We start from the raw sequence: 23,859 nt of genomic DNA on the forward strand, positions 1-23,859 counted from the left end.
TCCTTTGGTGAGGGCGGTCTATTTTTTTGTAGTAATTTTTAATATACAAACGCAATCGCCATACCCAAGCTCAAAAGCAGGCTCCCCACCTGCTTTTGGGCTTTTTCCTGTGCCTCTTAAAATCCCCCTCTGGAAATTTATTCTCCCATCGTAATACTTCCGCCATGTTCGTTCCGCCCGATCTAAGCGATGATGGACCCTGTAAGATAACGCTGAGCGCGTTCATCCTACATCCGGTTCTTATCCGAACGGGCGTAACGAGGCGGGGATCTCAGGTGATCCCGCAGTGCCGGCATGTATGTTACGGTATCCTGTACGGTCCGTTGCGGTAAGAGCAGATAAGGGGTTCGATTCCCCGATCGCCTTCACAGCGACGTTGGTTACAGTACTCGATTTCCATCGAGCCACAATTGAAGCACAATCGGAGTAAGGAAACCAATGGACAGAATCTCTGGCGGCTAGTCTAGCGCACTGCGGAAGGGCTTTGCAATCCGTGGATACCGATGGTGCGGCAGCAGGGGAGGACTAGGTAAGGACGGAAGGGAACGAAGGCTGGCTGAAGGTTGGGTTAGCCTCGGACCTCAAGCAGTCCTCCCGGACCTCCCGGCAGACCGCCTGTCTCAAACGTGATTCCGCCCGGTCTGCAGCGGGATTCTGTCATCCATTGGCCAAACATGAAGGGGGTAATACATATGATGTTGAAGCCAATCACGATTCAAGCGGACCAGCGCGGTCTGCTCTTTCATAAGGGAAGTTATGTGAAGCGGCTGCTGCCAGGAACCTACCGTTACTTCTCATGGTCGCAGCATACGGTAGTAGTATTGAACATTGGCAGACCTTTTAGTGTCGAGGGCAAAGATCTGGAGCTGTTCTTACAGGAGGATGAACTCCTGAAGGAGCTTGATGTGGTGCGCGTACAGGATCATGAGAACGTGCTGCACTATGAGGATGGTCAATTCATGCAGCTGCTGAAGCCGGGGGTGTATGCGTATTGGAACCTCCTGAGGAAGCACACCTTCGTGCATACGGATATCCGGCAGCCGGAGCTGCCTGTCGGGATCGACCGCTCGATTATCCCGAAGCTTACTCCATATGTGCAGTGCTACGAAATCGCGAGCTACGAGCAGGGATTCCTGTTCTATGACCATACGCTTCAGCGGGAGCTTACGCCGGGTAAGTATTATTTCTGGAAGGGACCGGTCTCGGTGCTGACGAAGACGGTCGATCTAAGACAGCAGCAGATGGATCTGGTGGGCCAGGAAATGATGACTGAAGATAAGGTCTCGCTGCGTCTGAACTTCGTATGCCAGTACACCATCGTAAGTCCGCACCGCGTTCTGGAGATGAAGGGGTTTGACGAGCAGATCCACATCCAGCTTCAGCTCCTGCTCCGGGAATATGTCGGGACGCTGAAGTTGGACGATCTCCTGAAACGAAAAGAGGATGTTGCCACCTTCATTCTGTCCCGTATCCAGGAGAAGGGAGAAGAATTCGGGGTACGTTTTGTCGGGGCGGGGGTGAAGGATGTGATTCTGCCGGGGGAAATGAAAGACATCCTGAACACCGTCCTGCTCGCCGAGAAGAAGGCGCAGGCGAACCTGCTTACCCGCCGGGAAGAGACAGCTTCAACACGCAGCCTGCTGAATACGGCGAAGCTGATGGACGAGAATCAGACGCTGTTCCGGCTCAAGGAGCTGGAATTCCTGGAGAAGATATGCGACCGGATCGGTTCCATCTCGGTTACGGGCGGCGGCGATCTGCTGGAGCGGTTAAGCTCGCTCATCGGCAGCAATAAGTAGACCACTTAAGATATAAGTAAAAGACGCCCGGGAATGTCTCCCCGCAGCGTCTTTATTTGTTGCCTTATTGATAAGTTCCAGTATACTTAGGCGATACCAGCTTAGTGCCAGTGGCTTGCTTGAGTTCCTGGACACGGGCATTCTTCGCGGCTTCGATATCCTTCAGGCCCAGCTTGTCCAGGGTGGCGAGGGCTTCGGTGTAGACGGATTCGAATTCGGCATCACTTTTAGCGAAAATGATTTTGGGAACGACTTGTGCCCAGTAGACATTGATTTTCGCTTCGGCATTGGCTTCCTTGGAGCCGGGCTCATAGGCATCGAACAGGTTGCCGGAATCCATAACGTCATTACTGAACATATATTTGGCTGTGCCGGAGAACAGCTTGTCCATGTATTCCGTCTGCTCGGTCTTTTCGGCTTCTTTGACATCCTTCAGCCATACTTCATTGACCATCCACCAGATGGAGTCGAAGCCCCATTTCTTGGAGGCGGCGTTCCAGTCCTTATTGATGGCTTCCTCAATCTCGGTGTTCAGCTTGTATTTGCCGTCTGCCGTTACCGTGAAGGTCTCGCCTTCCTTGCCGAAGCTGTTGACGGTCTGGCCATGCTCGCTGTACAGATATTCCAGGAACTGAATCGCGCGGTCCTGCTGCTTGGACTTTTTGTTAATAAAGGTTAAGGTCCAGCCTTTGTTGAGCGATCTGCCGTATTGCGGCAGCGTGCCTTCCTTGGACTGAATCGCGTCAACGGTTACATATTTCGCTTCTTTATCGGCTTGGTAGAGATTGTTGACCGGGTCTTTGTAGTCGGCGTAGCTGCCGATCTTCATGAAGATCGAGCCCTGCGTCATTTTCTCCGCAATCTGGTTGTGGTCGCTTGTGAAGTTCTCCAGTGACAGCAGATCTTCCGAATACAGCCGGTTGACGAATTTCAGCACGTGCTTGAATTCGCTGGTGCGGCGGACATCCGAATAAGAGCCATCCTCTGTCTCGCTAACGGCGCCGAAGGAGCCGCTCAGCACACTCAGGGAGTCGTTGATATATTTATCCTTATCGTCCAGATAGACTGGAATGACATCCATGCCGTTATATTTCACCCCGGCGGCCTTCACCTTCTTCAGCGCTGCAATCAGGGAATCCTCCTGCTGCAGGTCTTCCATGGTAATGCCAAGATCATTCATGATGTCCTGGCGGACCAGAATCTGGCCGTTGGAGCGTTCATTGTAGAACTTCTTCACCCCGGGATACTGATCCAGCATCTCCGGAGATACATAGTAGTTCGGAATGGAGTAGAGATTGCCGTCCGGCTGGGTGTACCAGTCTACCATGGATGGCGGCAGAATGGTCGTCAGGTACGGATCATACTCCTCCATCAGCTTGTTAAGGGGAGCCACTGTGCCGCTGCTCATCAGCGTCTGGATCAGCGAGTTGCTGTTCCAGCGGTCGAGCGTGATAATGTCAGGCAGATTGCCGGTTGCCATCATCACGTTGAATTCGGAGTTCACATCATTCCCGGCGAGTACATAATCGACGCTGACGCCGGTCTCCCCGGTAATAAGCTTGTCTACATAGTTGTTCTGCGCATCCCATTTCTTGGAGTACCCCGGTACGCCTACATACCAGGACAAGGTAGCAGGCGCCGTGTTAGATTTCCAGCCGGGTTCTGAGGATGTCGCTGCATTCGCGCTTGCGCCTTCGCTGCCGGCAGCCGCTGTAGGTGACGGGGTGGTTTCGTTAGTGGCGTTGCCCGCTTTGGAGCAGCCGGTTAATACGAGTGTCAGACTGAGACAGATGGATAATAAGGCCGTTGCTGTTTTCTTCATTTTTTTACCCCCAAGTTATCATCGTAAGCTATATGTTCATCCCACCTTAAGGCGGATTTATCCTTTGACAGAGCCAATGAGCATGCCCTTGATGAAATACTTCTGTACAAAAGGATAAATCAGCACAATCGGGAGCGATGCGGCGACCATGGCGGCCAATTGCAGGGTTGTTGTCGTGACGGTACTGTGCGATGTGCCGACGGTTCCCGACATATTAGCCAGCAGTAGAGCGGCTTCCGTGCTTTGAACCAATTTCAGGATATAGAGCTGGACCGTCTGCAGATGATCGCCGAACGTATAGATCATGGCGTCATAATAAGCGTTCCAGTGGCCGACGGCCGTGAAGAGCGAGACCGCGGCGATCACGGGCTTGGACAAAGGCAGGATAAACTTGAAAAAGATGGTGTATTCCCCGGCGCCGTCGATTTTGGCCGATTCGATCAGCGCTTCCGGCAGCTCGGCGAAATAGGAGCGGAACAGTATCACGTTCCAGAAGCTGAACAAGGCCGGAATAATGAACACCAGGAAGTGATTATACAGCCCCAGCGAGTTGATCAGAATGAAGAACGGAATCATTCCGCCGCTGAGGTACATGCTGCTTAGTCCCAGCATGGAGTAGAATTTCCGGTATTTGAGGTTCCGGCGGGAGAAGGCGTAAGCGAACATAGCTGTAAACACAATATGGGTGAACGTACCGATCACCGTCCGGGCCACCGTAACCCCGAAGGCCCGGATCAGAGCGCTGTCGCTGAACAAAGCGCTGTAGTTGTCCCAGGTGAACTGCCGGGTGAACAGGTACACGCCGCCTCTGGCGTAGTCTGCGCCTTCGTTGAAGGAGCCGATCACGGAATACCAGAACGGATAGAGCGTAAATACAATCAGAATGAGCATAATCAGAACATTGCATGCATTGAACAGATGTTCCCGCCATGAGCGATCCTTAACCACGAGCGTACCCCCTAGAAGATTCCTCTTTTTGTTATTTTTTTGGCCGTGAGGTTGGCAAGATAGAGCAGGACGAGCGCAATGACCGTCTTCATTAAGCCAACAGCCGTAGCGTATTCCATACGGAACTCCCTGAGCCCCACCTTGTAGACATAAGTGTCAATGACCTCGCTGCTATCAATATTCAGAGGATTCTGAAGCACGAAGAACTGGTCGAAGCCGCTATTCAGGATATTACTAATGGAGAATACGAGTAAAATGACAATCGTGCCGGTAATGGACGGCAGCGTAATATGCCAGATGCGCTGGAAGCGTGTGGCCCCGTCCATATAGGCTGCTTCATACATTTCCTGATCAATGCCCGCAATGGCGGCGAGATAGAGAATGGCCCCCCAGCCCAGCTCCTTAACGAGATTCGTGAGCACGGCAAGCAGCCAGAAGTAGTCCTTTTCCCCAAGGAAATGGATTGGCTCGGAAATGATCCCAAGCTGCAGCAGCACATAGTTAACGACACCGCTGCTCGGCGACAGAATGTTGATAATCAATCCGCCGAAGATGCTCCAGGAGATAAAGTGAGGCAGATAAGTGACCGTCTGCGTCAGCTTTTTGAAATGCTGGGAAGTCAGCTCGTTAAGCATCAGTGCGAACAGGATGGTCAGGGGGAAGTTGATGAGCAGCCCCAGGATATTGATGCCAAGCGTATTGCGCAGCATATTCCAGAAGTTGATATCGTTCACGAACTCTTTGAAATTGTCCAATCCGACCCACTCTGCCGTAAAGATGCCTCGAATTCCGGTGACGATGTTATATTCCTTGAAGGCAATCAGTACACCGTAGAGCGGAATAAATGTAAAGACGAGAATGAATATAATACCGGGAAGAATCATGGTCTGAAGCGACAGCTGATCCTTGTTCCGGAAGTTCCTGCCTGTGCCCGGGGATTTGCGCGCCGCGAGCGTAGCCTCTGAATCTGTCATCTGGCAACCTCTTTTCTCTTGTGCTTCATCAATTGTAAGCGGATTAAGAAAGCGATAACAGGATTGGAGGTTATGAAAAGGTATCATTATTCATCCTGATCAGACAAAAAGCCCCTCATTTCGCGTCAGCGAAACGGGGAGCTTGCTGTCATGAGGCAGAGTGGGGCGGAGGAATCACCGCTTAGGTTGAATTCACCGGGATTGCTTCTGGAATTCCTTCGGACTGACCCCGAAATAGCTTTTGAAGACGCGGGAGAAGTTCTTGGGGTTGCTGTAGCCGAGCTGCTCGGATACTGTGTGGATTTTGACATTGAGTCCGCTGAGGGCCTGCCTGGCGTATTCCATCCGCTTCATCGTGACATAATCCTGGAAGTTGACCCCGGTGCTGTCCTTGAACATTTTACTGAAATAGTTATAGCTCATATTACAATAATTGGCGATAAAAGCCATGTTGATGCCGTTCAGCAGCTGCTCCTGCACATAGGTCTTGGCAATCTCCACTACATCGCCGGTGTGCACCAGACTCTCGCGGGCTTCGATCATGTGCAGGATGCAGGACTTGAGGTACAGCCGCAGGGCCTCGCTTCGTTCGAAGGTAGAGAAGTCGCGCTTCTGGCCGGGAATCCAGCCGATCGTGTGCAGAATGATATCGTAATTGTGGCGAATGCTGCTCATGCTGCTGCTCTTCAGGGCCTCTTCGTTAAAATAATGCTGGATCAGCGGGAGCACCTGCTCCCGGCGCCCCATATCGATCAGCTCCACCAGCGTTCTCAGATGCTCCGGCTTGATCCGATTGTCTTCCTTGTTCAGTGTGTCCTCGTATACAATAAGGCTCTGGCGGGAGGTGATCAGCTTGTACTGGAGCGTGTCCAGTGCGCTCTGGTAGGCAAAGGCCAAGCCGCTCGTGCGGCTACCGGACTCAGTAGCACCGGCTGCTTCGGGATGAACCGCGCCGGGTGCGCAGTGGACCGCAGCACCGACGGCAACCGCGGCGGAGCCGTCCGCCAGGAACGGCTGGAGCAGCTTGCGTATGGCGCCAGCATCATACAACTGATCATTATAGTTGAGCCAGAGGACCAGGTCATTATGGCGGTTATAGAAGGGGAGCAGACTGAGATGGGGCTGCTCCCAATCGGCAGCCAGCAGAAGATGCTCCCAGTTGCCGCCGGTGGAAGGCTCGTGCGGAGCCGGTTGGCTCACGGAGACGATGGCCGCCGCAGTGACAGGATGAGGGAAGCGGCAGCCCAGCTCACCCAGTACGGCCTGGATGGCATCATGGTCATCCGGGGCAGTGTGCAGAACCTGATTCATGCTGCGGCTGGCTTTCTCCAGCAGGGCCAGCTTGTTCTCGGAATGGCCTTCGAGGTCCTGCTGCTGCTCCTGCTGAAGCTCGTGCACCGTCTTGTTCAGCACCTCGGCAAGGTCGCCCGAATGGACCGGCTTCAGCAGATAGTCGCGCACGCCTAGCTTGAAGCTCTCCTTCACCAGATGGAAATCATCGTATCCGCTGATGACGATGATCTTATGGCGCTGGTGCCGTTCCTTAAGCGTACGGATCATCTCCAGCCCGCCCATGCCGGGCATGTTGAGATCCGTCAGTACGATCGGCGGTTCTTCCCGCGCGATCAGCTCCAGCGCATCCGCGCCATCGCGCGCGGTCAGCAGCGGGCCGATATGAGGCACCTTCAGGTACTCAATAATATCCTGAAGGCCCTCGCGCACGATTTTCTCATCATCTACGACCAACAGCTTGTACATCCCTGAGCCCTCTCATTCATAAGGAATTCTAATCTGAACCTTCGTATAGTCATTGGTCTTGCCCTCCATGGTAATGGGGTAGGCGTCGCCGTAATACAGGCGCAGTCTGGAGTTGATATTGTGCAAGCCGATGGAGCGGCGGGGCGGCTCGGCCGCAGGGTCCTCGTAATGGAGCGGGGCGCGGAACTGTTCATTCAGGCCGGCAATCTGTTCTTCCTCCATCCCCCAGCCGTTATCGGTGATATCGATGATGACCTGCTGCTGAATGGCGTAGGCCCGCACCTGGATATGCAGCAGCTCCCGCCGGGCGGTTTGCCCGTATTTAATACTGTTCTCGACGATCGGCTGGAGCAGGAACTTGATCACCGGAAAGGTTTTTAACGATTCCTGGACCTCGATGTCCAGCCTGATCTCCTTGCTGCTGCTCAGCGATTGCAGACTGACGTACTTGCGGATTAAGCCGATCTCCTCGTTCAGCGTCGTATGCAGGGTATTGTCGCTCAGGTTGTAGCGCAGGATCTGCCCGAAATCCGCCAGCCGGTCCGCCGTATCGAAGATCCTGGCCTTAATCAGCTGCATCCGGAAGATGTCTAGAGTGTTGTATATGAAATGCGGGTTGATCTGATATTGCAGCGCCTTGATCTGGGCTTCCTTGCGCAGCCGCTCCTTCATGACCACCCGGTGGATCAGCTCGTTATTGCGCTCGATGAGATCGTTGAAATCATGCGCGAGTTGTCCCAGTTCATCCGGCCTGTTGTCGGGAATGCGGAGCGAAGTGTTGCCGGTAATGACCTGGCGCATGACCGACACAATTTTGTTGAGCCGCAGAAAAATCATTTTGAACATGAAATAACAAGTGATCATCAGCAGCAGAATACTGAACACGATTAGCAGGATCTGATTCCACACATTTTTGCGGACAGAGGCATTGAGCTGCTCCAGCGACACCTTGTACACCAGGCTCTGGCCGATGGAATCGAGGTTACGATGCAAATATAAATATTCTCCATGGATAAAATAAGCTCGCTTATCGCCGATATGCTGCTGCAGGATGGCTGCTTCCTCTGCTTCGTCCAGCTCTGCGGTAGACAGTCCAATATGGCCGCCGGCATAGAGGAATTGGGCGTTCGACAGATTGGCGGGCTCCTCCTCGATGCTGAACAGGCTGTCCTCGGCCAGCGTGACCACGGCGAGTCCGAGCATGTCGCGGGCAGGCGAATACAGCTTGGTAAGCAGCGTATACTTCCTGCGCTCATCGTGTAAGCTGGCGGGGCCCAGCTCACGGTCATCCGGCAGCAGCCACAGCCGGGTCTCCGAATCCTTTTGCATAAATTGCTGTAGCTTCGGATGAGAAGAATAGTTGCTCAGATGAAAGAAATAAGGCCACGACTCCGGGATGGCGTCATTCCCCATATAGACACGGATGGAATAATCGTCACTCTCTGAGAAAGCGGTCGCATATTTGATAATGGGCGTGACGGTGTCCAGATATTCCTTCAGAAATTCCGATTGATCCCCCAGATAGGGGTCATTGATGAATTCGAGCATTTTGTTGTTCCGGCTGACCATGGAGGTCAGATCCGATGCCACCTGGATGCGGCCTTCAATATCCCGATAGGATTGGTCGAAGGCATGGGACATATTGGTGATGAAGCTGTCCTGGATGTTGCGCGTGGTATGGGTGCTGTTCCACACGAGCAGGACGGAGAGCAGAATAAAGGGAATGGTATAGAACACTATCATTTTGACCATAATGCTGTTTCTTCGTTTGGATATCATGGCTTTGTCACCTTCTGCGGCAGATCTTTACGGGTCCGGGAAGCCGGTCGCCGTATGGGTATTTATGATCTACTATGAATGCTGCCGTCCAAAAGAACAATCGAAAATGCATTAATGTTCATTTTGTGCGATTGGTTCCCTCCCTTTGTACTAACGTCTTTCGTTCCGCTTTTCTACAATAGAAGTATTACAACGATAGAGAGGTATTGACCTATATGAGAGAACGGTTAAGCATGGACAAGGATTGGCTGTTTCATCATGGGGATGTAGCCATCCCGGTGGAGAACAGCCACAAAGCGGTATACGGCAACGCCAAGGCAGGCGGCATTATGGGAGCAGCCAGTATTGAATGGAACGATAATGAGTGGGAGACGGTGGGGCTTCCGCATGACTGGTCTTACCGCCAGCCGTTCGACCGCGAGGGCGGGGTGCCGGACTTCGGCTACAAGCCGCGCGGCATTGGCTGGTACCGCAAGAAGTTCAAGCTGGAGCCGTCCGACAACGGCAGACAGCTGCTGCTGGAGTTCGACGGGATCGCCACCTATGCGACGATTTATTTGAACGGCAGCGTGCTGGGGCGGAACTTCTGCGGCTATACCAGCTTCGTTGTGGATATCACGGACAACGTCTTCTATGGCGACCGCCCTAATCTGCTGGTGGTGAAGGTGGACGCCTCGGTGTCCGAGGGCTGGTGGTATGAAGGCGCGGGCATCTACCGCCATGTGTGGCTTACGAAGAAAGACCCGCTGTCCATCGCCGATCGCGGCATCTGGGTCAATCCGGTGAAGCAGGACGGGGAGAACTGGTTGACGAACGTGGAGACGAGGATTACGAATGAGCGGGAGACGGCAGCGGAGTACGAACTCTTGTCCCGTGTGGTGCATGCCGATGGGACAGTGGTGGCGGAGGAACGGACCGTAGGCCGCGTGGAAGCGGGGGAAGCCGCCGTTCTGAAGCAGGAGCTGCCGCTTAGCTCGCCGCTGCTGTGGGATGTGGAGGCTCCGCACCTGTACAAGCTGCACTCCACTCTGCTGGTGGACGGAGAAGAGCGGGACACGGTTACGACCTCTTATGGTTACCGCAGCATTCGGATCTGCCCCGATACCGGATTCTATCTTAATGAACGCCCGCTCAAGATCAAAGGCACCTGCAACCATCAGGACCACGCCGGGGTTGGCGTTGCGTTGCCGGACTCGCTGCATGAATACCGGATACAGCGGCTGAAGGAAATGGGGAGTAACGCTTACCGCTGCGCCCATCACAATCCTGCGCCGGAGCTGCTGGAAGCCTGCGACCGTCTCGGTATGCTGGTGATGGACGAGAACCGTAATTTCGACAGCTCGCCGGAAGGGCTGCGCCAGGTCGGGAATATGGTGACGCGCGACCGCAATCACCCATCTGTTGTGTTCTACAGCCTGTTCAATGAAGAGCCGCTGCAGGGTACACCGGTCGGGCGCAAAATGTTCAAGCGGATGAAGCAGGCAATCCTGCGTCTGGACGATACCCGTCCGGTTCTGGGGGCCATGAACGGCGGCGTGATGGAAGACGGCGGAACGGTCGACGTGATGGATATCGCCGGATTCAACTATATGCACGGCGGCTATGACCGCTTCCACGAGAAGCATCCGGGTCAGCCGATGATCGGGTCCGAGACGGTCAGTGCTTTTGCCACAAGAGGGACTTACGTCAGCGACACCGCGCTGCAGTTTTTTGACAGCTATGACCGGGAACGGGCGAATTGGGGTAACACCGCAAGAGAGTCGTGGCAAGCCATTAATACCCGCGACTATATGATGGGCACCTTTGTCTGGACAGGCTTCGATTACCGCGGCGAGCCGACGCCTTATGAGTGGCCCAGCGTCAGCACCCACTTCGGTATTCTGGATACCTGCGGATTCCCGAAGGATTCGTATTACCTGTACCAGGCGTTCTGGCTGGACGAGCCGGTTGCGCATATCACAGGCGGCTGGAACTGGCCGGGGAAGGAAGGTCAGCCCGTGACCGTCATGACGCATACCAACTGCGATGAAGTGGCGCTGTATGTCAACGGGGAGCTGCGGTACAGACAGGCTGTCGAACTCTATGAGCAATGCCAATGGGAAATTCCTTACGAGCCGGGAACGCTAAGGCTGGAGGGGTATCGTCAGGGCAAGCGGGTCGCTGTGGATGAGAAAATAACGCCCGGGGCAGCTTGCGCGCTGCGCGTGGAAACGAGCAAGCCGGCCCTGCTTGGCGACGGGCGGGACGCGGTAGTTGTCAATGTCTACGCCATCGACGCCGAAGGGCGGTTTGTGGAGACGGCGGGGCAGCGGGTAGCCTTCTCGCTGACCGGCAGCGGCATTATTCTGGGGGCGGGCAACGGCAATCCCAACTCCCACGAGCCGGATCATCTCATGGAGCGCTGCCTGTTCAATGGCTGTCTCCAGCTGATTGTTGGCAGCGTTGGCAGCGATGCGGGGCATACCGCTATTGAACTGACGCTTCAGGGGGAAGGCTTGCAGCCTCTGGTGCAGGTCATCCCGGTAGAAGCGGTGGACGAGCCTCCCTATGTGTTATCCGTTCACGAGCGGTATATCAACAATTGGCTGCTGACACAGGAGCTCTCTCCGGAGCGTCCGGACCCGAATGTGGAGATTCATCCTACGGATATGAATTCCTGGGAGAAGGTCGACGTCAGCTTCGGGCCGCAGCAGCTGCTCCAGGGAGCGGACGGCTATGTGATTTACCGCAGCTCCATCGCCCTGACAGAGCGGGAGAGAAGCAGCAGCCCGTATCTATATTTCCACGCGCTTAGCGGGGATACCGAAATCTATGTCAATGGCCGGCTGCTGGCTAAGCAGTCCTCTCCATGGCCAATGACCCTGGAGGTTGCGCTTGACGATGTGGAGCTTGGCGACGAGACTGTATTGTCCGTGCTGGTTGGTATTCAGCCGGATGTGTACAAACCGGGCATTAACGGTGCTGTTTTGATGGGGTTGAAGGGGTAGAGAGCCGTGCGGCTAACACGGCTTTCGGAGCAATAGCCGTTTCTACTTGGTTAACTACACGCTGCATCAGTGGAAATGTTGTAATTATTGCAACATGAATACGAAGATGCCATGTGTTTGTGAGGCTTGTTGCACAAATTGCAACATTTGTCCCGCTAATCCGCGTGGAGAAGAGGAAATGTTTCCTTTTGTGCAGCAATTTTGAAATTGAGCCGAAATAAACAGAGGAATGTTGTATTATAGGCAGGATTTTTAAGTCGGCAGATTCACGTGGCAATGTCAGCTGCCCGCGAAGTCCCCTTATTCACTTGGGGCAGACTGGATGATGGGATCTTAACAAAATCGCCCTCCTCACAGCTCAGCTTATGAGCTAGCGGAGGGCGATTCTTGGTTGAGAAGCTTCTTCCTCTGTATCATTCCGCTTAATCTACTCCACCAGCCCGAGCAAATACCCGTAATGCTCCGCTTCCATCTGGTCCAGAGGGATGAAGCGGATGGAGGCGCTGTTGATGCAGTAGCGCTTGCCGCCGCGGTCAGCGGGACCGTCGTCGAAGACATGGCCTAGATGAATGTCACCGGATTGGCTGCGGACCTCGGTGCGTTCCATGCCGAAGCTGGTATCCGTATCATAGGTGACGACCTGCGGGGCTATCGGCTTGGTGAAGCTGGGCCAGCCGCAGCCGGAATCGTATTTATCCTTGCTGGAGAAGAGGGGCTGACCCGTGGCGATATCGACATACAGGCCAGGCTCATAGTTATCCCAATAGTCGTTGCTGAAGGCACGCTCGGTGTCATTATTGACGGCTACCCCGTATTGGTCGGCGGTTAATCGCTCCTTCAGTTCTGCGTCGGAAGGGCGCGGGTACTGGGCCGGATCGATAACCGGCTCTTGCTCATCCAGGATGCTTAAGTCGATGTGGCAGTACCCGTTCGGGTTCTTCGCCAAGTAGTCCTGATGATATTCCTCCGCCAGATAGTAGTTCTCCAGAGGAAGGACCTCCGTTACAATCTTCTTGTCATACTTGGTCTGCTCCTGCGCTACGGCCTGCTGGATAACCGCTGCATCCTCCGGGGAGGAATAGTAGATTCCTGTCCGGTATTGAACGCCCCGATCATTGCCTTGCTTGTTGAGGCTGGTCGGATCAACGACCTTGAAATATGCTTCCATGAGCTGCTTCAGGGTGACCTGCTTCGGATCATACTTCACATGCACAGTCTCCGCGAATCCCCGGTCCCCGCGAATGACATCCTCGTAGGTCGGATTCTCGCCTTTCCCGTTGGCGTAACCGGAGGTGACATCCTGAACTCCTTGAATGCGAGCCATATACGCCTCAACGCCCCAGAAGCAGCCGCCCGCCAGGTACAGGTCACGCAGATCCTTCTCGGCTATAGCTGCGGTCTTGACCGCTGGAACCGGAGCGGCTGCTGAGGCGGAGCTCATTCCCGCGAAGGTGTCCTTAATCTGCTCGTTGGAGGCATGACCCGGGAGGGACTTCACCAGCAACCCTTCTTCATCGATATAAAAAGAGCTGGGATAGGCCCGTACCTGAAACTCCTTGGCCCATGTCCCATCTTCATCGAGCAGCACGGTCAGATTGTCATACGACTGCTTGTTGAACCATTCCGTGAACTCCTTGGCGGATTTCTCGCCTTTGTAGCCCGGAGTTACAATCGAGACCACTTGGAAATCCTTCTCCTGTCCGGCCAGCGTATTCAGTTCCTCCAGACCGGCAAGACAGATGGAGCACCAGGAGGCCCAGTATTTCACATACACGTTCTTGCCTTTCAGATCCTCCAGCTTCATAGGGTCGCCCTTCAGATCATTTAATGCGAATGCGGGTGCTGGCTTCCCCTTGTTCATGGTTGCCGGGGAGTCCGTCTTACCAGATGCTGTATCGGGCTTCGCACCGCATGCAGCCAGGATCGACAGCAGGCCGCCAATCACCAGCATATATCCCATCCACTTCCATATCTTTTTCATACCAGATTCCTCCACCGGTTATTGAATCCAGCTCACAATCGTATTCAGCTGGTCTGTCATTAGCAGCAGCCCCATGGCGATCAGCATACAGCCGGAGGCGATCTTGATCCCTCCCATGAACCGGTACAAGCGGCGAATCCGCTGCACCAGATAGTCCGAGAAGACGGATAGTACGAGAAAAGGAATCGCCAGACCCAGCGTATACAGCAGCATGAGGAATCCGCCGTAAGCAGGGGAGCCTTCCCCAGCGGCGATGCTGAGAATGCCCGCAAGTACCGGGCCGATGCACGGCGTCCACCCGAAGCTGAACGTCAGGCCGAGCAGGAAGGCCCCGATATAGCCGCCGCGTGCTGCGCGGGGACTGGACAGCTTTTTTTCCCGTTCCAGCCAGGAGATCTTGATCAGTCCGGTCTGGTAGATTCCGAATAAGATGACAATCGCTCCGCAGACGGCAATGAACCTGGAGCTTGAAATGACACTGCCAAGGATACCGGAGCCGAAGCCCAGGGTAATGAAGACCACAGACAGTCCAAGCACGAATATTAGCGTCCGCAGCATGAATACCGAACGGAACCGCATGGAGCCTGTGTCCACCCCTCCCTGATTCACATTGCCCGCCAGGCTTCCGGACAGATACGAGACATAGACCGGAAGCAGCGGCAGAATACAGGGTGCAAAAAACGATAATACCCCTGTGCCGAAAACGCCGAACAGGAATACAAAATCACCAGCCATCTCTGTCACCACCTATATGAGTACTGCTTCTCTAACGCTAAGGCTTACCGGCTGGTGTAGATGGGAACAGTGAACCAGAAGCAGCTTCCTGAACCCTTATTGCTCTCTACACCAATCTTGCCGCCATGCAGCTCCACAATGGATTGTGCGATAGCAAGACCCAGTCCGGCGCCTCCGCTATTCTTACTGCGCGATTTATCTATCCGGTAGAACCGTTCGAAGATCCGTGCGGTCTCCGCCGCTTCAATTCCCTGCCCCTCATCGCTAACGGCGATCCGCAGGAACGGGCCTTCCTCGGCGGCGGACAGCACGATATGGCCTTCTTCAGGAGAATGTTGAATGGCATTCTGCACAAGATTGGACAGTACCCGCTTGATCTGCGTGGGCATCATCAGGGCCGCGGGCAGCTTATCCGGCAGCTCAATCTCGGCCTTCAGCCGCTTCTCCGCCAGATGGAAGGAGAAGCTCTCCAGCGTGCTGATCAGCAGCTCATCTGCATGGCAGGGCTGCGGGTCGAAGGTTCCGCCGCTCGCCTCCAGACTGGATAGCTCAAAGAGGTCCTGGATCAGCCCCGCCAGCCGCTTCGTCTCCAGCCGGATCGTATTCAGATACCGCTGGAAGGTCTCTTCGTCCTTGATCACGTCATCCTCCAGCGCTTCCACGAACGACTGAATGGAGGCAAGAGGGGTCCGCAGATCGTGGGAGACATTCGCGATCAGCTCCCGGCGGGCGGATTCGGACTGGTGGAGATGGTCGAAGCTCTCTTTTAGCTTACTGCTCATCTCATTGAATTGCCGGGCCAGCAGCTTGAACTCGTGCGGGCCGATCGTGGGGACTTCGGTGTGAAAATCCCCCTCGGCAATCCGTACCGTCTGCTCCGTAATCCGGGCAATGGACTTCTCCACCGGCCGTGTCAGCAGATGCTGGAGGATGAAGGAGAACAGGCCGATCCCGGCTGTGATGCCGGACAGATAATATAGCTGATCGATGGTCAGCAGCATCCGGGAATAACTGACGAATAGACAGACTAGCAATACGCCGATCCCCGTAAGACTGGACAATAGTAGATAGGTACGCAGCTTCATTAGATGCCATCACCCGCAAACTTATAGCCGATTCCCCAGACCGTCTTGATGTATTTCGGGTCAGAGGGGGTCTGTTCGATCTTCTCCCGTAATCTCCTTATATGCACCGTAACGGTAGTCGTATCTCCTTCATAGCTGAAGTCCCAGATCTTGCTCAGCATCTGCGTCCGGGAGAACACCTGCCCCGGATGGCTCGCCAGCAGATAGAGCATTTCGAATTCGGTCACCGTCAAGTCAATCGCCTGCCCGCTGATCTCCACGGTACGCTTCCCGACATCGAGAGTCAGTCCTTCGTACTTGATCGTGTGCTCAGCGGCGGTAGCCGGCGATACCTGGACATATCTCATTCTGCGCAGAATCGCCTGCACCCGCAGTACGAGCTCCCTTGGACTGAAGGGCTTGGTCAGATAATCATCCGCTCCCATCGTCAGCCCCATCAGCCGGTCCTGCTCCTCGCCGCGCGCCGTCAGCATGATGATCGGGAGATCTTCGGTCTGCCGGATCTCGCTGCACACCTCCCAGCCATTCTTATGCGGCATCATGAGGTCGAGCACAATCAGGCTTGGAGACTGGCTGCGCCATAACTCTAGCGCTTCCAAGCCGTCCTTGGCGGTGGTGACCAGATACCCCTCCCGTTCCAGATATCTGCGGCACACATCGGTAATATTCGGATCATCATCCGCGACCAGCACTCGTTCATTCATCCTAACCCACCCCATATCCGGAAAAATCCATTTGATTCCATCATATCACAGGGTGAGGGCATCGCTCATCCCGTCTTATTTCATGGCCTTGGCAGGCTTCATGTACATGGTCACTACCGTATCCGCTACATACGTGCTGCCATCGTACAGGGCCGGAGCCATGCTCAGATTGACCGTTTTACCATCGACCATCATTTTTTTCGACCCGATCATAACCTTGATCATCTTGCCCATCGGCATCATGCTGTTGTCCATCATCTTGCCATCATCCATCATCTTGCCGTCGTCCATCATCTTGCCGTCGTCCATCATCTTGCCGTCGTCCATCATCTTGCCGTCGTCCATCATCTTGCCATCATCCATCATCTTGCCGTCGTCCATCATCTTGCCGTCGTCCATCATCTTGCTGTCATCCATCATCTTGCCATCGTCCATCATCTTGCTGTCGTCCATCATCTTGTCCATGTACATCAGCGATACGGAGCGGTCCTTGCTGTTCCATTCAATGCTGTAGCCGTACATCATGGCGGCCTGTCGTAGGTTCATCAGCTCCATGCCGTCTTTCTTCATCGTCTTGATGCCTGCCGCTGCGCCGGCGATGCCGGACACCGCCAGAGAGAGTACCAATACTGCCGCCATCATGAACCGTTTGCCTGCTTTTCTGTTACCCATGCTTATCACGCTCCATATCTTTTTAGTGGTTTACATGGAACAGCATAAGCGGCAGAGCTTACGATTCTCTAAGCGAAACCTTACGATTGTATTACGGCAGCGGAGTGAGTGTATAACTTCTCCCTATAGCCAGATATCAGTTATAAGTGTTACTCCTAAGGCCGCACTCCATGCTAGAATTTATACACAAAGACAGAACAGTGGAACTAGAGGAGGGCTAATCATGTGTGATAGATTTCAGATCGTAGGCAGCCTGCTGCGTCCGGCGGAGCTATTAGAATATAAGCAGCAAATCGAACACCGGGACGATATCCAGTATCCTTTTTACGAGGATTTCCAGGGCTATGAGCAGTGTGAAGCGAAGGCGATACAGTCGGTAGTCGAGCAAGCGAGCGAGAATGGGCTGACGATTCTGACGGATGGGGAGTACTCCAAGTCGATGTGGCATCTGGACTTTGTCTGGGGCTTCCAGGGCATTGAACGCTATATTGCGCCTCACGGGTATTTCTTCAGAGACATTGACGGCACCTCCAAATACGAGACGCGAAAAGACATCGGTCTGCGCATCACAGGTGAACTCGGCGGGAAGAATCACCACTTCCTTCAGGCCTACCGCCAGCTTCAGGAGCATGCGGGAGACCGGGAGACGAAGCTGTGCGTGCCTTCACCGTCCCATATCTTCGGAGAGCTGTCCTGGTCGGATAACCTTGGCGGCGAGGGTGCAGTGTACCAGAACCGTGATGAGCTGAAGGCGGGTCTGGTGACGGCGTATAAGGATTTCGTAGGGGAATTCGCAGCCGCTGGCGGTAAGATTCTGCAATTCGACGACTGCCTCTGGGAGCTGTTCGCGGACGATAATCCGAATTCGCCATTTACCGGTGAAGCAATCAACCATGAAGAAGTACAGAGTCTCGCCACAGAGTTCATCGATATTAACAACACCATTATTGATTACGGACATAGCTTGGGGCTGAAAATGTGGACCCATAACTGCCGCGGCAATTATGATTCCCGGAATATGGGCGGCGGCTCTTATGTGAAGATTGCCAACCTGTTCCTGAAGCAGCTGAAGTACGACCGCTTCTTCCTGGAGTGGGACGACGAACGCGCGGGCTCGCTGGAGGCACTTGCCGTGTTCAAGGATCGACCGGAGACGGAAATTGTACTTGGCTTGCTGTCTTCCAAAACCAGTACGCTTGACGATGAGACCCGTGTCCTCCGCATGCTGGATGAAGCGTCCACGATCATTCCGAAGGAGAGATTACTGCTCTCCCACCAATGCGGCTTCGCGTCCTGCGACGGCGGCAACGAATTGACAGAAGCGGAGCAATGGGCGAAGATCAGACAGGGGCAAAAGATTGCCCAGCAATATTGGGCTTAACTTCATTAATAGGTAGCAACTGTTCATAAAAGCAAGCCCGCACCTGGCAACAGGATGCGGGCTTGCTGCTGTTTATGAAACTAAGTAGTCTTTGAAACATCTGAATGAGGAGCAGATGGAATGTATATGAAAAACCGAACACAATATGCTACCACGAAGGTAAGTTGCCCAAAGTATACGGAAATCCGAATACATTGGGTGCTGCTATGCTCCACAGCCAGTAACATTTATAGAGAAATCCTGCAGGAAGTGCAACAATACTGCCCCATAGATGCGGTCTATGCTGAAATCCTGCAAGAAATGCAACAAATTCAGCGCTAATCTGCTCTAAACACCGAAATTTGTGCAAATAATGCAACATTGTACTTCAGCCAGTAATAGGTGAGGAGGAATCCTGCAAGAAGTGCAGCAATTCTCTATACAAGCGGCTGGTGAGAGAAGGCATCAGCATCCTTCACCCGGTAGGGTGATTTCCTAATGTTTCCGTCTATATCACCTGCTATATAGATTAAACTTGAAAATTTAAGTTAAGGGAAAAGTAGCGGAGGGGAATTTTGGAACTGTAGGAGCGGTAGCGTCCGCCTGAAAGCTTTCCGCAGGAAAGCTCGCATCGTAAGCATAGGCTGTGTTTGGATTTCCACCGTGCGTAGCAGTTTTAATCAAGAAATTCAAACACAACAGCGGCCGGAAGTCCAAAACTTCTCTGGAGTCACGGCCATCCCAAAACAAAAAAAATCATTAGTTCAATTTATATAGCTAAACAACATGTCGCATTTATCCGGCTGTAATGTCGCAAAAGTACATGGAAACATAGGCTGCAGATCGGCTATACTCGCTGTAACAATTATGATAATGAAAATCATTATCACATAATACATAACAGGGGGAGTCAGCGTGAACAGAGCAACACAGAAACAAGGGGCCGGCAGAAAGAAATTCGCCGCTGGGCAATCAGGATTATTCATGGTATGGATGCTGGTACTGGTACTGGTACTTACAGCTTGCGGTTCTGGGGGAGGCACGAATGCAGGTACAGCCGCACAGCCGTCTGCATCAGCGGAGCCGTCTCCATCGCCTGAAGCACAGACGCAGGCAACACCGGAGGCACAGGCTACAGCAGCCTACCCGGTTACCTTCAAACATATCAAGGGTGAATATACGCTGAGCGAGAAGCCGAAGGTGATCGCTGTGCTTGATGTGAAATTCGCCGATCAGCTGATCGCGCTTGGAGAGAAACCGACAGGCAGCGTGGTTGCCGGAACAAAGGACGAGTTCCCGGAATATCTGAGTGCTCAAATGGACGGGGTGAAGGTCCTGGGTACACGCGATGAGCCCAATCTGGAAGCAATTGTGGCGCTGAACCCGGATCTGATTTTGATGACTGATTTTCAGGAGGAGGCCTATGAGAGTGTTAGCAAAATCGCGCCTACCATCGTCCTTGACTTCTATGAGGATTGGCGGGATACGCTGGCTACCATCGGTACAATAACAGGGAAGCAGGCAGAGGCTGAAGTGGTGAAGAAGGCCTACGAGGACAAAATCACCGGACTGCGTGAGCAGCTGTCGGCGAAGCTGGGCGACGAGACGGTGGCTCTGATTCGTCCAAGACCGGAAGGGATTCGGGTACATGGTCCCGAGCACCGGACAGGAAGCATTCTGTATGAGGATCTGGGATTAAAGGCTCCAGCGTTCGTTCAGGCGATCAAGGATGATACCTCAGTTGAAATATCGATGGAGACTGTCTCTGATATCGGGGCAGATCACTATTTCCTGCTCTCGGATGATCTGTTCGCCAAAGAGGCAGAGGCTCTGGCCAGCAGTCCGATCTGGAAATCCCTTGATGCAGTCAAGAATAACCGTGCCTATGATGTGAATTCAACGCTCTGGATCGCGTACTATGGTCCTCTTGCGATTAATATTATTGTAGATCAGGCCTCGGAAGCGCTGCTTGGAGCTCACTGAGATGGACCACTATCTGTCGTCGGCCCCCTGGAGGGAACTGGCGGAGGATTACCGGATGAGGCTGGGGGAGCCGCCTGCGGGCACCGTTCGCACCATTGCTCTGAGTGAGCTGCAGGACAAAGCGGTGTGCCGCGAGTATGTTAGCTGGCTTAAGGATTATATCGGTGCGCCGGACATGCAGGTTGCGGCTTCCATGCTGGCCAAGCGGATCGGCTATCTGTGGATCGCGCCAATACTGAGCGCCATGACCGTTCATAATCGTGAAGTCTTCTTCCCGCTGGACAGAAGCTTCCTCTATCATCCGGCTTCTACAGAAGAGACGACATTCCCTTTCCTGGCACTGGACGGGCTTCAGTCAGCCTCCCCACCGGAGGATAGGGGAGTGTGGCGTGAAGCTGTTATTGAGGAGAATTTTGCGGTACGGCTTGCGCCGCTGCTGCAGACGCTTGCCGCCGTGGGCCCCGTCTCCATGGCCGTGCTGTGGGAGAATATTATGGTGCGTATTGCCCCGCTCTATGCCCTTGGAGCAGACTCATCCGGCGAAGAAAGGCTGCGGATGCAAGAGGATTTTGTGTATCTGACCCGGACGGCTCCCGGCGCATTGTTCGGCGCAAGACGCAATCCATTCACCCGGTTCACCGAGGGGAATGACGGGGCTCAGGTTGCGAAGAGCAAGCGCATTACCTGTTGCTTTTACTACCGGATGTCCGGAGAATATTGCAGAAAGTGTCCGAAAATTGACAATGAGAATGAATCTCAATTAAAATGACAGCAGGTCTATCCGTTAAGCAAAGGATACTGTTGTCAGGAGATGAGAGAAATGCCGCAACAAGAACAGGCAAGTCTATGGAGTGATACAGCGGTCAAGACACTTGATGTGCGCAGTGGTACTGTGCCGCCCGGCGGTGTGCTGAGCGAAACGGGACTGGCGGCAAGTCAGCTGCTGCTGGCCATCGGCGGGCAGGGAGGGCTTGTGATGAATGGTGAAGGCTGCCATGTCCAGGCCTCTTTTGCTTGTCATGCCGTCAAGGGATCAGCCTACACTCTGAGTGCGGAATCAGACAACATTCATTATACAGCTATTAGCTACAAGGCCATTCCTGTGGCGGGAGCTGCACATGTCCTCTTCCCGCAGCGCAATCACCCGCTGCGCACTTCGTTCATTCACCATTCCGGGTCCCCGGCGGAGCTGCATATGGAGGCGGAGAGAATTGCCGCCAAATGGAGCCGGGGAGAAGGGCTGGAACGCTTCCATGCCAATGCGCTGCTGCAAGGTATGCTCTACGAGCTTATTATGGAGCATGAACGCGGTCAGGGCGGGGTAGAGCCCGATATGGTGGAGGTTGTTGCTGCCTATATCGAGGGGCATTATCGTCAGGAGCTGGGGCTTAAGGAGCTGGCCGCGCTAGCCGGATGCGGCGTGCGGCAGCTCCAGCGGCGGTTCAAGCAGGAGAAGCGGCTCGGGCCCATGGAATACGTAATCCGGCTGCGGATGGAGAGCGCAGAGCGGATGCTGCGTTATACGGATGCTTCCATCGGTGAGATCGCTGAGCGGACAGGCTACCGCGACATGTATTATTTCAGCAGGGCGTTCAAGAAGCATTATGGAGTCCCCCCGCAGCTCTTCAGGCGCACTGCCGCTTCAGCTCCCGCTGCGCTCTCCGCTCCTTCGGGACGGTTAGAGAGCGTGGCCTTCCCGCAAGGGTCACCACAGGGTCCGGTGATCTTCCATCTGCGGGGCGAATATCGTGTCACCGCTGCCCCGCGGCGGATCGCCGTGCTTGACGTCCAGTATGCTGACCATTTGCATGCGCTGGGGATATCTCCCGCAGGAAGCGTAGGCTTCGGAAGCGGGTCGCTGAATTTCCCCGCTTATTTCCGGGAGAGACTATTGCAAACGGAAATGCTCGGAACTTATGAGTACCCGGACCTGCTGGCTGTTGAACGGCTGCGCCCGGATCTAATTATCTGCACCGAGGTGCATGCTCCTCACTACGAACGCTTAAGCCAAGTGGCGCCAACGATCATGTTCAAGCGCAATGAGAGCTGGCAGACGATTCTGAGGCTGTTCGGCGAACTGACAGGCAAGCAGGCGGAGGCGGAACGGATTATTTCCGATTACCTGCGCCGTACGGCATTGCTGTCCGCAGAGCTGGCTCCGGTACTCGCGGGTAAGAGTGTGGCTCTGATCCGTCCGCGGGAGTCCATCGTCCGGGTACATACGGCTTCTCACCGCACAGGCGCTGTGCTGTACCGCGACCTTGGTCTGCCTGCTCCGCGATTTGTGGCGGAACCCGCCTCCGACACGGCTTACCATATTTCCGTCGACAGGCTGCCGGCCGTGCATGCCAACTACTACTTTTTGCTTAGTAATGAGAGGATGCAGGAGGGAATATCGATGACAGAGCACAGTGTGAGGGGCATGCTAGGTGCAGACAAGCGGCAGCTTATATACCCGGTAGATGCTGCTACCTGGATCGGCTGTTATGGACCTACAGGCATCAACTGCATTCTGGATCAGGTGGCCCAGGCGTTACTGGCTTGAGCGGACTAGCGGCAGACGGAACCGCTGCCAATTACATCTCCCGATCATACTTGAACCGGTAATAGATGCCGTATCCAATCGTGAAAAGGTAGGCGAATACCAGTAACAGCACCACGGTGAGATCAGCCTCCATCAAGGCAAAGGCGAGCATTAAAGCCCCGAATACAAAAACCATCATATCATAGGCCTTCGCCTTCGCCCGGGTTGCAATGGCGATATTGCGTTCATCGTTGTTGTTGATCTCCATCTGCTTGGCGATGGCGGGGCTATTCTTCAATGCGCGCCGTTCGATGAGTTCCCCCATCCCGCTGCCGAACAGGCCAGAACCCAGTCCGATACAGATAAAGGGCAGTGTCCGCAGCACCCCCTCCGGCTCTTGAACTGTTCTAATGAAGTACAGACTGCCTGCCAGCAGGACTACACCTGCAATAACCAGAAGATAAGCCGAGACGGATTTCTTCATCAATTCTCTTCCTCCTCATAAATAAAAATCTCCTCAATGCTCAGCCCGAAATAACGGGCAATCTTGAACGCCAGCAGGATGGACGGATTATAGCGGCCGTTCTCCAGTGAACCAATCGTCTGCCTGGACACCTCAAGCGCCGCTGCTAATTCCTCCTGCCTGATTCCGCGCTGCTTGCGTAATTCTTCCAAACGGTTGTTCATGGAATCACTCTCTTCATGGAAAGTTAACTTTACATAGAGAGTGTATAGCATGACGATCTGA

Annotated in this window: 18 protein-coding genes; 6 read left to right on the top strand and 12 right to left on the bottom strand. The window is 54.1% G+C overall.

Annotated elements, in window-relative coordinates; translation table 11 throughout:
- Positions 1–695 precede the first annotated feature (695 nt).
- Complete coding sequence (locus NYE26_RS02215) at positions 696–1,799, top strand: slipin family protein (protein ID WP_339257290.1); 1,104 nt, start codon at positions 696–698, stop codon at positions 1,797–1,799.
- A 64-nt stretch (positions 1,800–1,863) separates the two neighbouring features.
- Here NYE26_RS02215 and NYE26_RS02220 read toward each other — a convergent pair whose 3' ends face one another.
- The 5 genes from NYE26_RS02220 to NYE26_RS02240 all read right to left on the bottom strand — a co-directional run bounded on the left by NYE26_RS02220 (position 1,864) and on the right by NYE26_RS02240 (position 9,080).
- Positions 1,864–3,621 (bottom strand): hypothetical protein, encoded by a 1,758-nt coding sequence (locus tag NYE26_RS02220; protein WP_339253559.1) that lies wholly within the window; start codon positions 3,619–3,621, stop codon positions 1,864–1,866.
- Positions 3,622–3,678: 57 nt separating this feature from the next.
- A complete protein-coding gene (locus tag NYE26_RS02225) occupies positions 3,679–4,569 on the bottom strand; it encodes a carbohydrate ABC transporter permease (RefSeq protein WP_339253561.1) in 891 nt (296 codons plus the stop codon).
- A gap of 11 nt (positions 4,570–4,580) precedes the next feature.
- Positions 4,581–5,543, bottom strand: coding sequence for an ABC transporter permease subunit (locus NYE26_RS02230; protein WP_339253562.1), 963 nt, complete (start codon positions 5,541–5,543; stop codon positions 4,581–4,583).
- A 192-nt stretch (positions 5,544–5,735) separates the two neighbouring features.
- Positions 5,736–7,301 (bottom strand): response regulator, encoded by a 1,566-nt coding sequence (locus tag NYE26_RS02235; protein WP_339253564.1) that lies wholly within the window; start codon positions 7,299–7,301, stop codon positions 5,736–5,738.
- Between the two features lie 12 nt (positions 7,302–7,313).
- On the bottom strand, positions 7,314–9,080 hold the full coding sequence (locus NYE26_RS02240) for a histidine kinase (RefSeq protein WP_339253565.1): 1,767 nt from the start codon (positions 9,078–9,080) through the stop codon (positions 7,314–7,316).
- 215 nt (positions 9,081–9,295) lie between these two features.
- Between NYE26_RS02240 and galA the strand changes: the two genes are divergently transcribed.
- Positions 9,296–12,067, top strand: a complete 2,772-nt coding sequence (gene galA / locus NYE26_RS02245; protein ID WP_339253567.1) for a beta-galactosidase GalA — start codon at positions 9,296–9,298, stop codon at positions 12,065–12,067.
- A 427-nt stretch (positions 12,068–12,494) separates the two neighbouring features.
- Here galA and msrAB read toward each other — a convergent pair whose 3' ends face one another.
- The 5 genes from msrAB to NYE26_RS02270 form a co-directional block, all read right to left on the bottom strand.
- Entirely contained in the window at positions 12,495–14,048 is a 1,554-nt protein-coding gene (gene msrAB, locus NYE26_RS02250) for a bifunctional peptide-methionine (S)-S-oxide reductase MsrA/peptide-methionine (R)-S-oxide reductase MsrB (protein WP_339253569.1), read from the bottom strand.
- A gap of 18 nt (positions 14,049–14,066) precedes the next feature.
- Positions 14,067–14,783: a cytochrome c biogenesis protein CcdA gene (locus tag NYE26_RS02255; RefSeq protein ID WP_339253571.1), complete on the bottom strand. Its 717-nt coding sequence runs from the start codon at positions 14,781–14,783 to the stop codon at positions 14,067–14,069.
- 44 nt (positions 14,784–14,827) lie between these two features.
- Positions 14,828–15,868 (bottom strand): ATP-binding protein, encoded by a 1,041-nt coding sequence (locus NYE26_RS02260; RefSeq protein ID WP_339253573.1) that lies wholly within the window; start codon positions 15,866–15,868, stop codon positions 14,828–14,830.
- Positions 15,868–16,572: a response regulator transcription factor gene (locus NYE26_RS02265; protein ID WP_339253575.1), complete on the bottom strand. Its 705-nt coding sequence runs from the start codon at positions 16,570–16,572 to the stop codon at positions 15,868–15,870. The genes NYE26_RS02260 and NYE26_RS02265 overlap by 1 nt, the downstream gene beginning before the upstream one ends.
- A gap of 75 nt (positions 16,573–16,647) precedes the next feature.
- Entirely contained in the window at positions 16,648–17,244 is a 597-nt protein-coding gene (locus tag NYE26_RS02270; protein WP_339253577.1) for a hypothetical protein, read from the bottom strand.
- 223 nt (positions 17,245–17,467) lie between these two features.
- Here NYE26_RS02270 and NYE26_RS02275 point away from each other — a divergent pair, with 223 nt between their 5' ends.
- From NYE26_RS02275 to NYE26_RS02290, 4 genes are all read left to right on the top strand, one after another.
- Positions 17,468–18,625 (top strand): 5-methyltetrahydropteroyltriglutamate--homocysteine methyltransferase, encoded by a 1,158-nt coding sequence (locus tag NYE26_RS02275; protein ID WP_339253579.1) that lies wholly within the window; start codon positions 17,468–17,470, stop codon positions 18,623–18,625.
- A gap of 894 nt (positions 18,626–19,519) precedes the next feature.
- Positions 19,520–20,587: an iron-siderophore ABC transporter substrate-binding protein gene (locus NYE26_RS02280; RefSeq protein WP_339253581.1), complete on the top strand. Its 1,068-nt coding sequence runs from the start codon at positions 19,520–19,522 to the stop codon at positions 20,585–20,587.
- A gap of 1 nt (position 20,588) precedes the next feature.
- Complete coding sequence (locus tag NYE26_RS02285) at positions 20,589–21,356, top strand: (2Fe-2S)-binding protein (RefSeq protein WP_339253583.1); 768 nt, start codon at positions 20,589–20,591, stop codon at positions 21,354–21,356.
- 51 nt (positions 21,357–21,407) lie between these two features.
- The gene (locus tag NYE26_RS02290) at positions 21,408–23,132 is read left to right on the top strand and encodes a helix-turn-helix domain-containing protein (RefSeq protein WP_339253585.1); all 1,725 of its coding nucleotides are present in this window, start codon (positions 21,408–21,410) and stop codon (positions 23,130–23,132) included.
- Between the two features lie 31 nt (positions 23,133–23,163).
- Here NYE26_RS02290 and NYE26_RS02295 read toward each other — a convergent pair whose 3' ends face one another.
- On the bottom strand, positions 23,164–23,595 hold the full coding sequence (locus NYE26_RS02295) for a hypothetical protein (protein WP_339257292.1): 432 nt from the start codon (positions 23,593–23,595) through the stop codon (positions 23,164–23,166).
- Positions 23,595–23,798: a helix-turn-helix transcriptional regulator gene (locus tag NYE26_RS02300; RefSeq protein ID WP_036730779.1), complete on the bottom strand. Its 204-nt coding sequence runs from the start codon at positions 23,796–23,798 to the stop codon at positions 23,595–23,597. Before NYE26_RS02300 ends, NYE26_RS02295 begins: the two co-directional genes overlap by 1 nt.
- Positions 23,799–23,859 lie beyond the last annotated feature (61 nt).

The sequence above is a fragment of the Paenibacillus sp. FSL P2-0136 genome, from assembly GCF_037975325.1.
In the GTDB taxonomy this organism is placed as follows: Bacteria; Bacillota; Bacilli; order Paenibacillales; family Paenibacillaceae; genus Paenibacillus_AQ; species Paenibacillus_AQ silagei.

Excerpts from the sequence above, each read along its gene's own strand:
- NYE26_RS02290 (WP_339253585.1), top strand. The coding sequence starts at position 21,408 with ATGCCGCAACAAGAACAGGCAAGTCTATGGAGTGATACAGCGGTCAAG.
- galA (WP_339253567.1), top strand. The coding sequence starts at position 9,296 with ATGAGAGAACGGTTAAGCATGGACAAGGATTGGCTGTTTCATCATGGG.
- NYE26_RS02260 (WP_339253573.1), bottom strand. The coding sequence starts at position 15,868 with ATGAAGCTGCGTACCTATCTACTATTGTCCAGTCTTACGGGGATCGGC.
- NYE26_RS02235 (WP_339253564.1), bottom strand. The coding sequence starts at position 7,301 with ATGTACAAGCTGTTGGTCGTAGATGATGAGAAAATCGTGCGCGAGGGC.
- NYE26_RS02255 (WP_339253571.1), bottom strand. The coding sequence starts at position 14,783 with ATGGCTGGTGATTTTGTATTCCTGTTCGGCGTTTTCGGCACAGGGGTA.
- NYE26_RS02230 (WP_339253562.1), bottom strand. The coding sequence starts at position 5,543 with ATGACAGATTCAGAGGCTACGCTCGCGGCGCGCAAATCCCCGGGCACA.
- NYE26_RS02240 (WP_339253565.1), bottom strand. The coding sequence starts at position 9,080 with ATGATATCCAAACGAAGAAACAGCATTATGGTCAAAATGATAGTGTTC.
- NYE26_RS02300 (WP_036730779.1), bottom strand. The coding sequence starts at position 23,798 with ATGAACAACCGTTTGGAAGAATTACGCAAGCAGCGCGGAATCAGGCAG.
- NYE26_RS02275 (WP_339253579.1), top strand. The coding sequence starts at position 17,468 with ATGTGTGATAGATTTCAGATCGTAGGCAGCCTGCTGCGTCCGGCGGAG.
- NYE26_RS02270 (WP_339253577.1), bottom strand. The coding sequence starts at position 17,244 with ATGGGTAACAGAAAAGCAGGCAAACGGTTCATGATGGCGGCAGTATTG.
- NYE26_RS02265 (WP_339253575.1), bottom strand. The coding sequence starts at position 16,572 with ATGAATGAACGAGTGCTGGTCGCGGATGATGATCCGAATATTACCGAT.
- NYE26_RS02220 (WP_339253559.1), bottom strand. The coding sequence starts at position 3,621 with ATGAAGAAAACAGCAACGGCCTTATTATCCATCTGTCTCAGTCTGACA.
- msrAB (WP_339253569.1), bottom strand. The coding sequence starts at position 14,048 with ATGAAAAAGATATGGAAGTGGATGGGATATATGCTGGTGATTGGCGGC.
- NYE26_RS02285 (WP_339253583.1), top strand. The coding sequence starts at position 20,589 with ATGGACCACTATCTGTCGTCGGCCCCCTGGAGGGAACTGGCGGAGGAT.
- NYE26_RS02295 (WP_339257292.1), bottom strand. The coding sequence starts at position 23,595 with ATGAAGAAATCCGTCTCGGCTTATCTTCTGGTTATTGCAGGTGTAGTC.
- NYE26_RS02215 (WP_339257290.1), top strand. The coding sequence starts at position 696 with ATGTTGAAGCCAATCACGATTCAAGCGGACCAGCGCGGTCTGCTCTTT.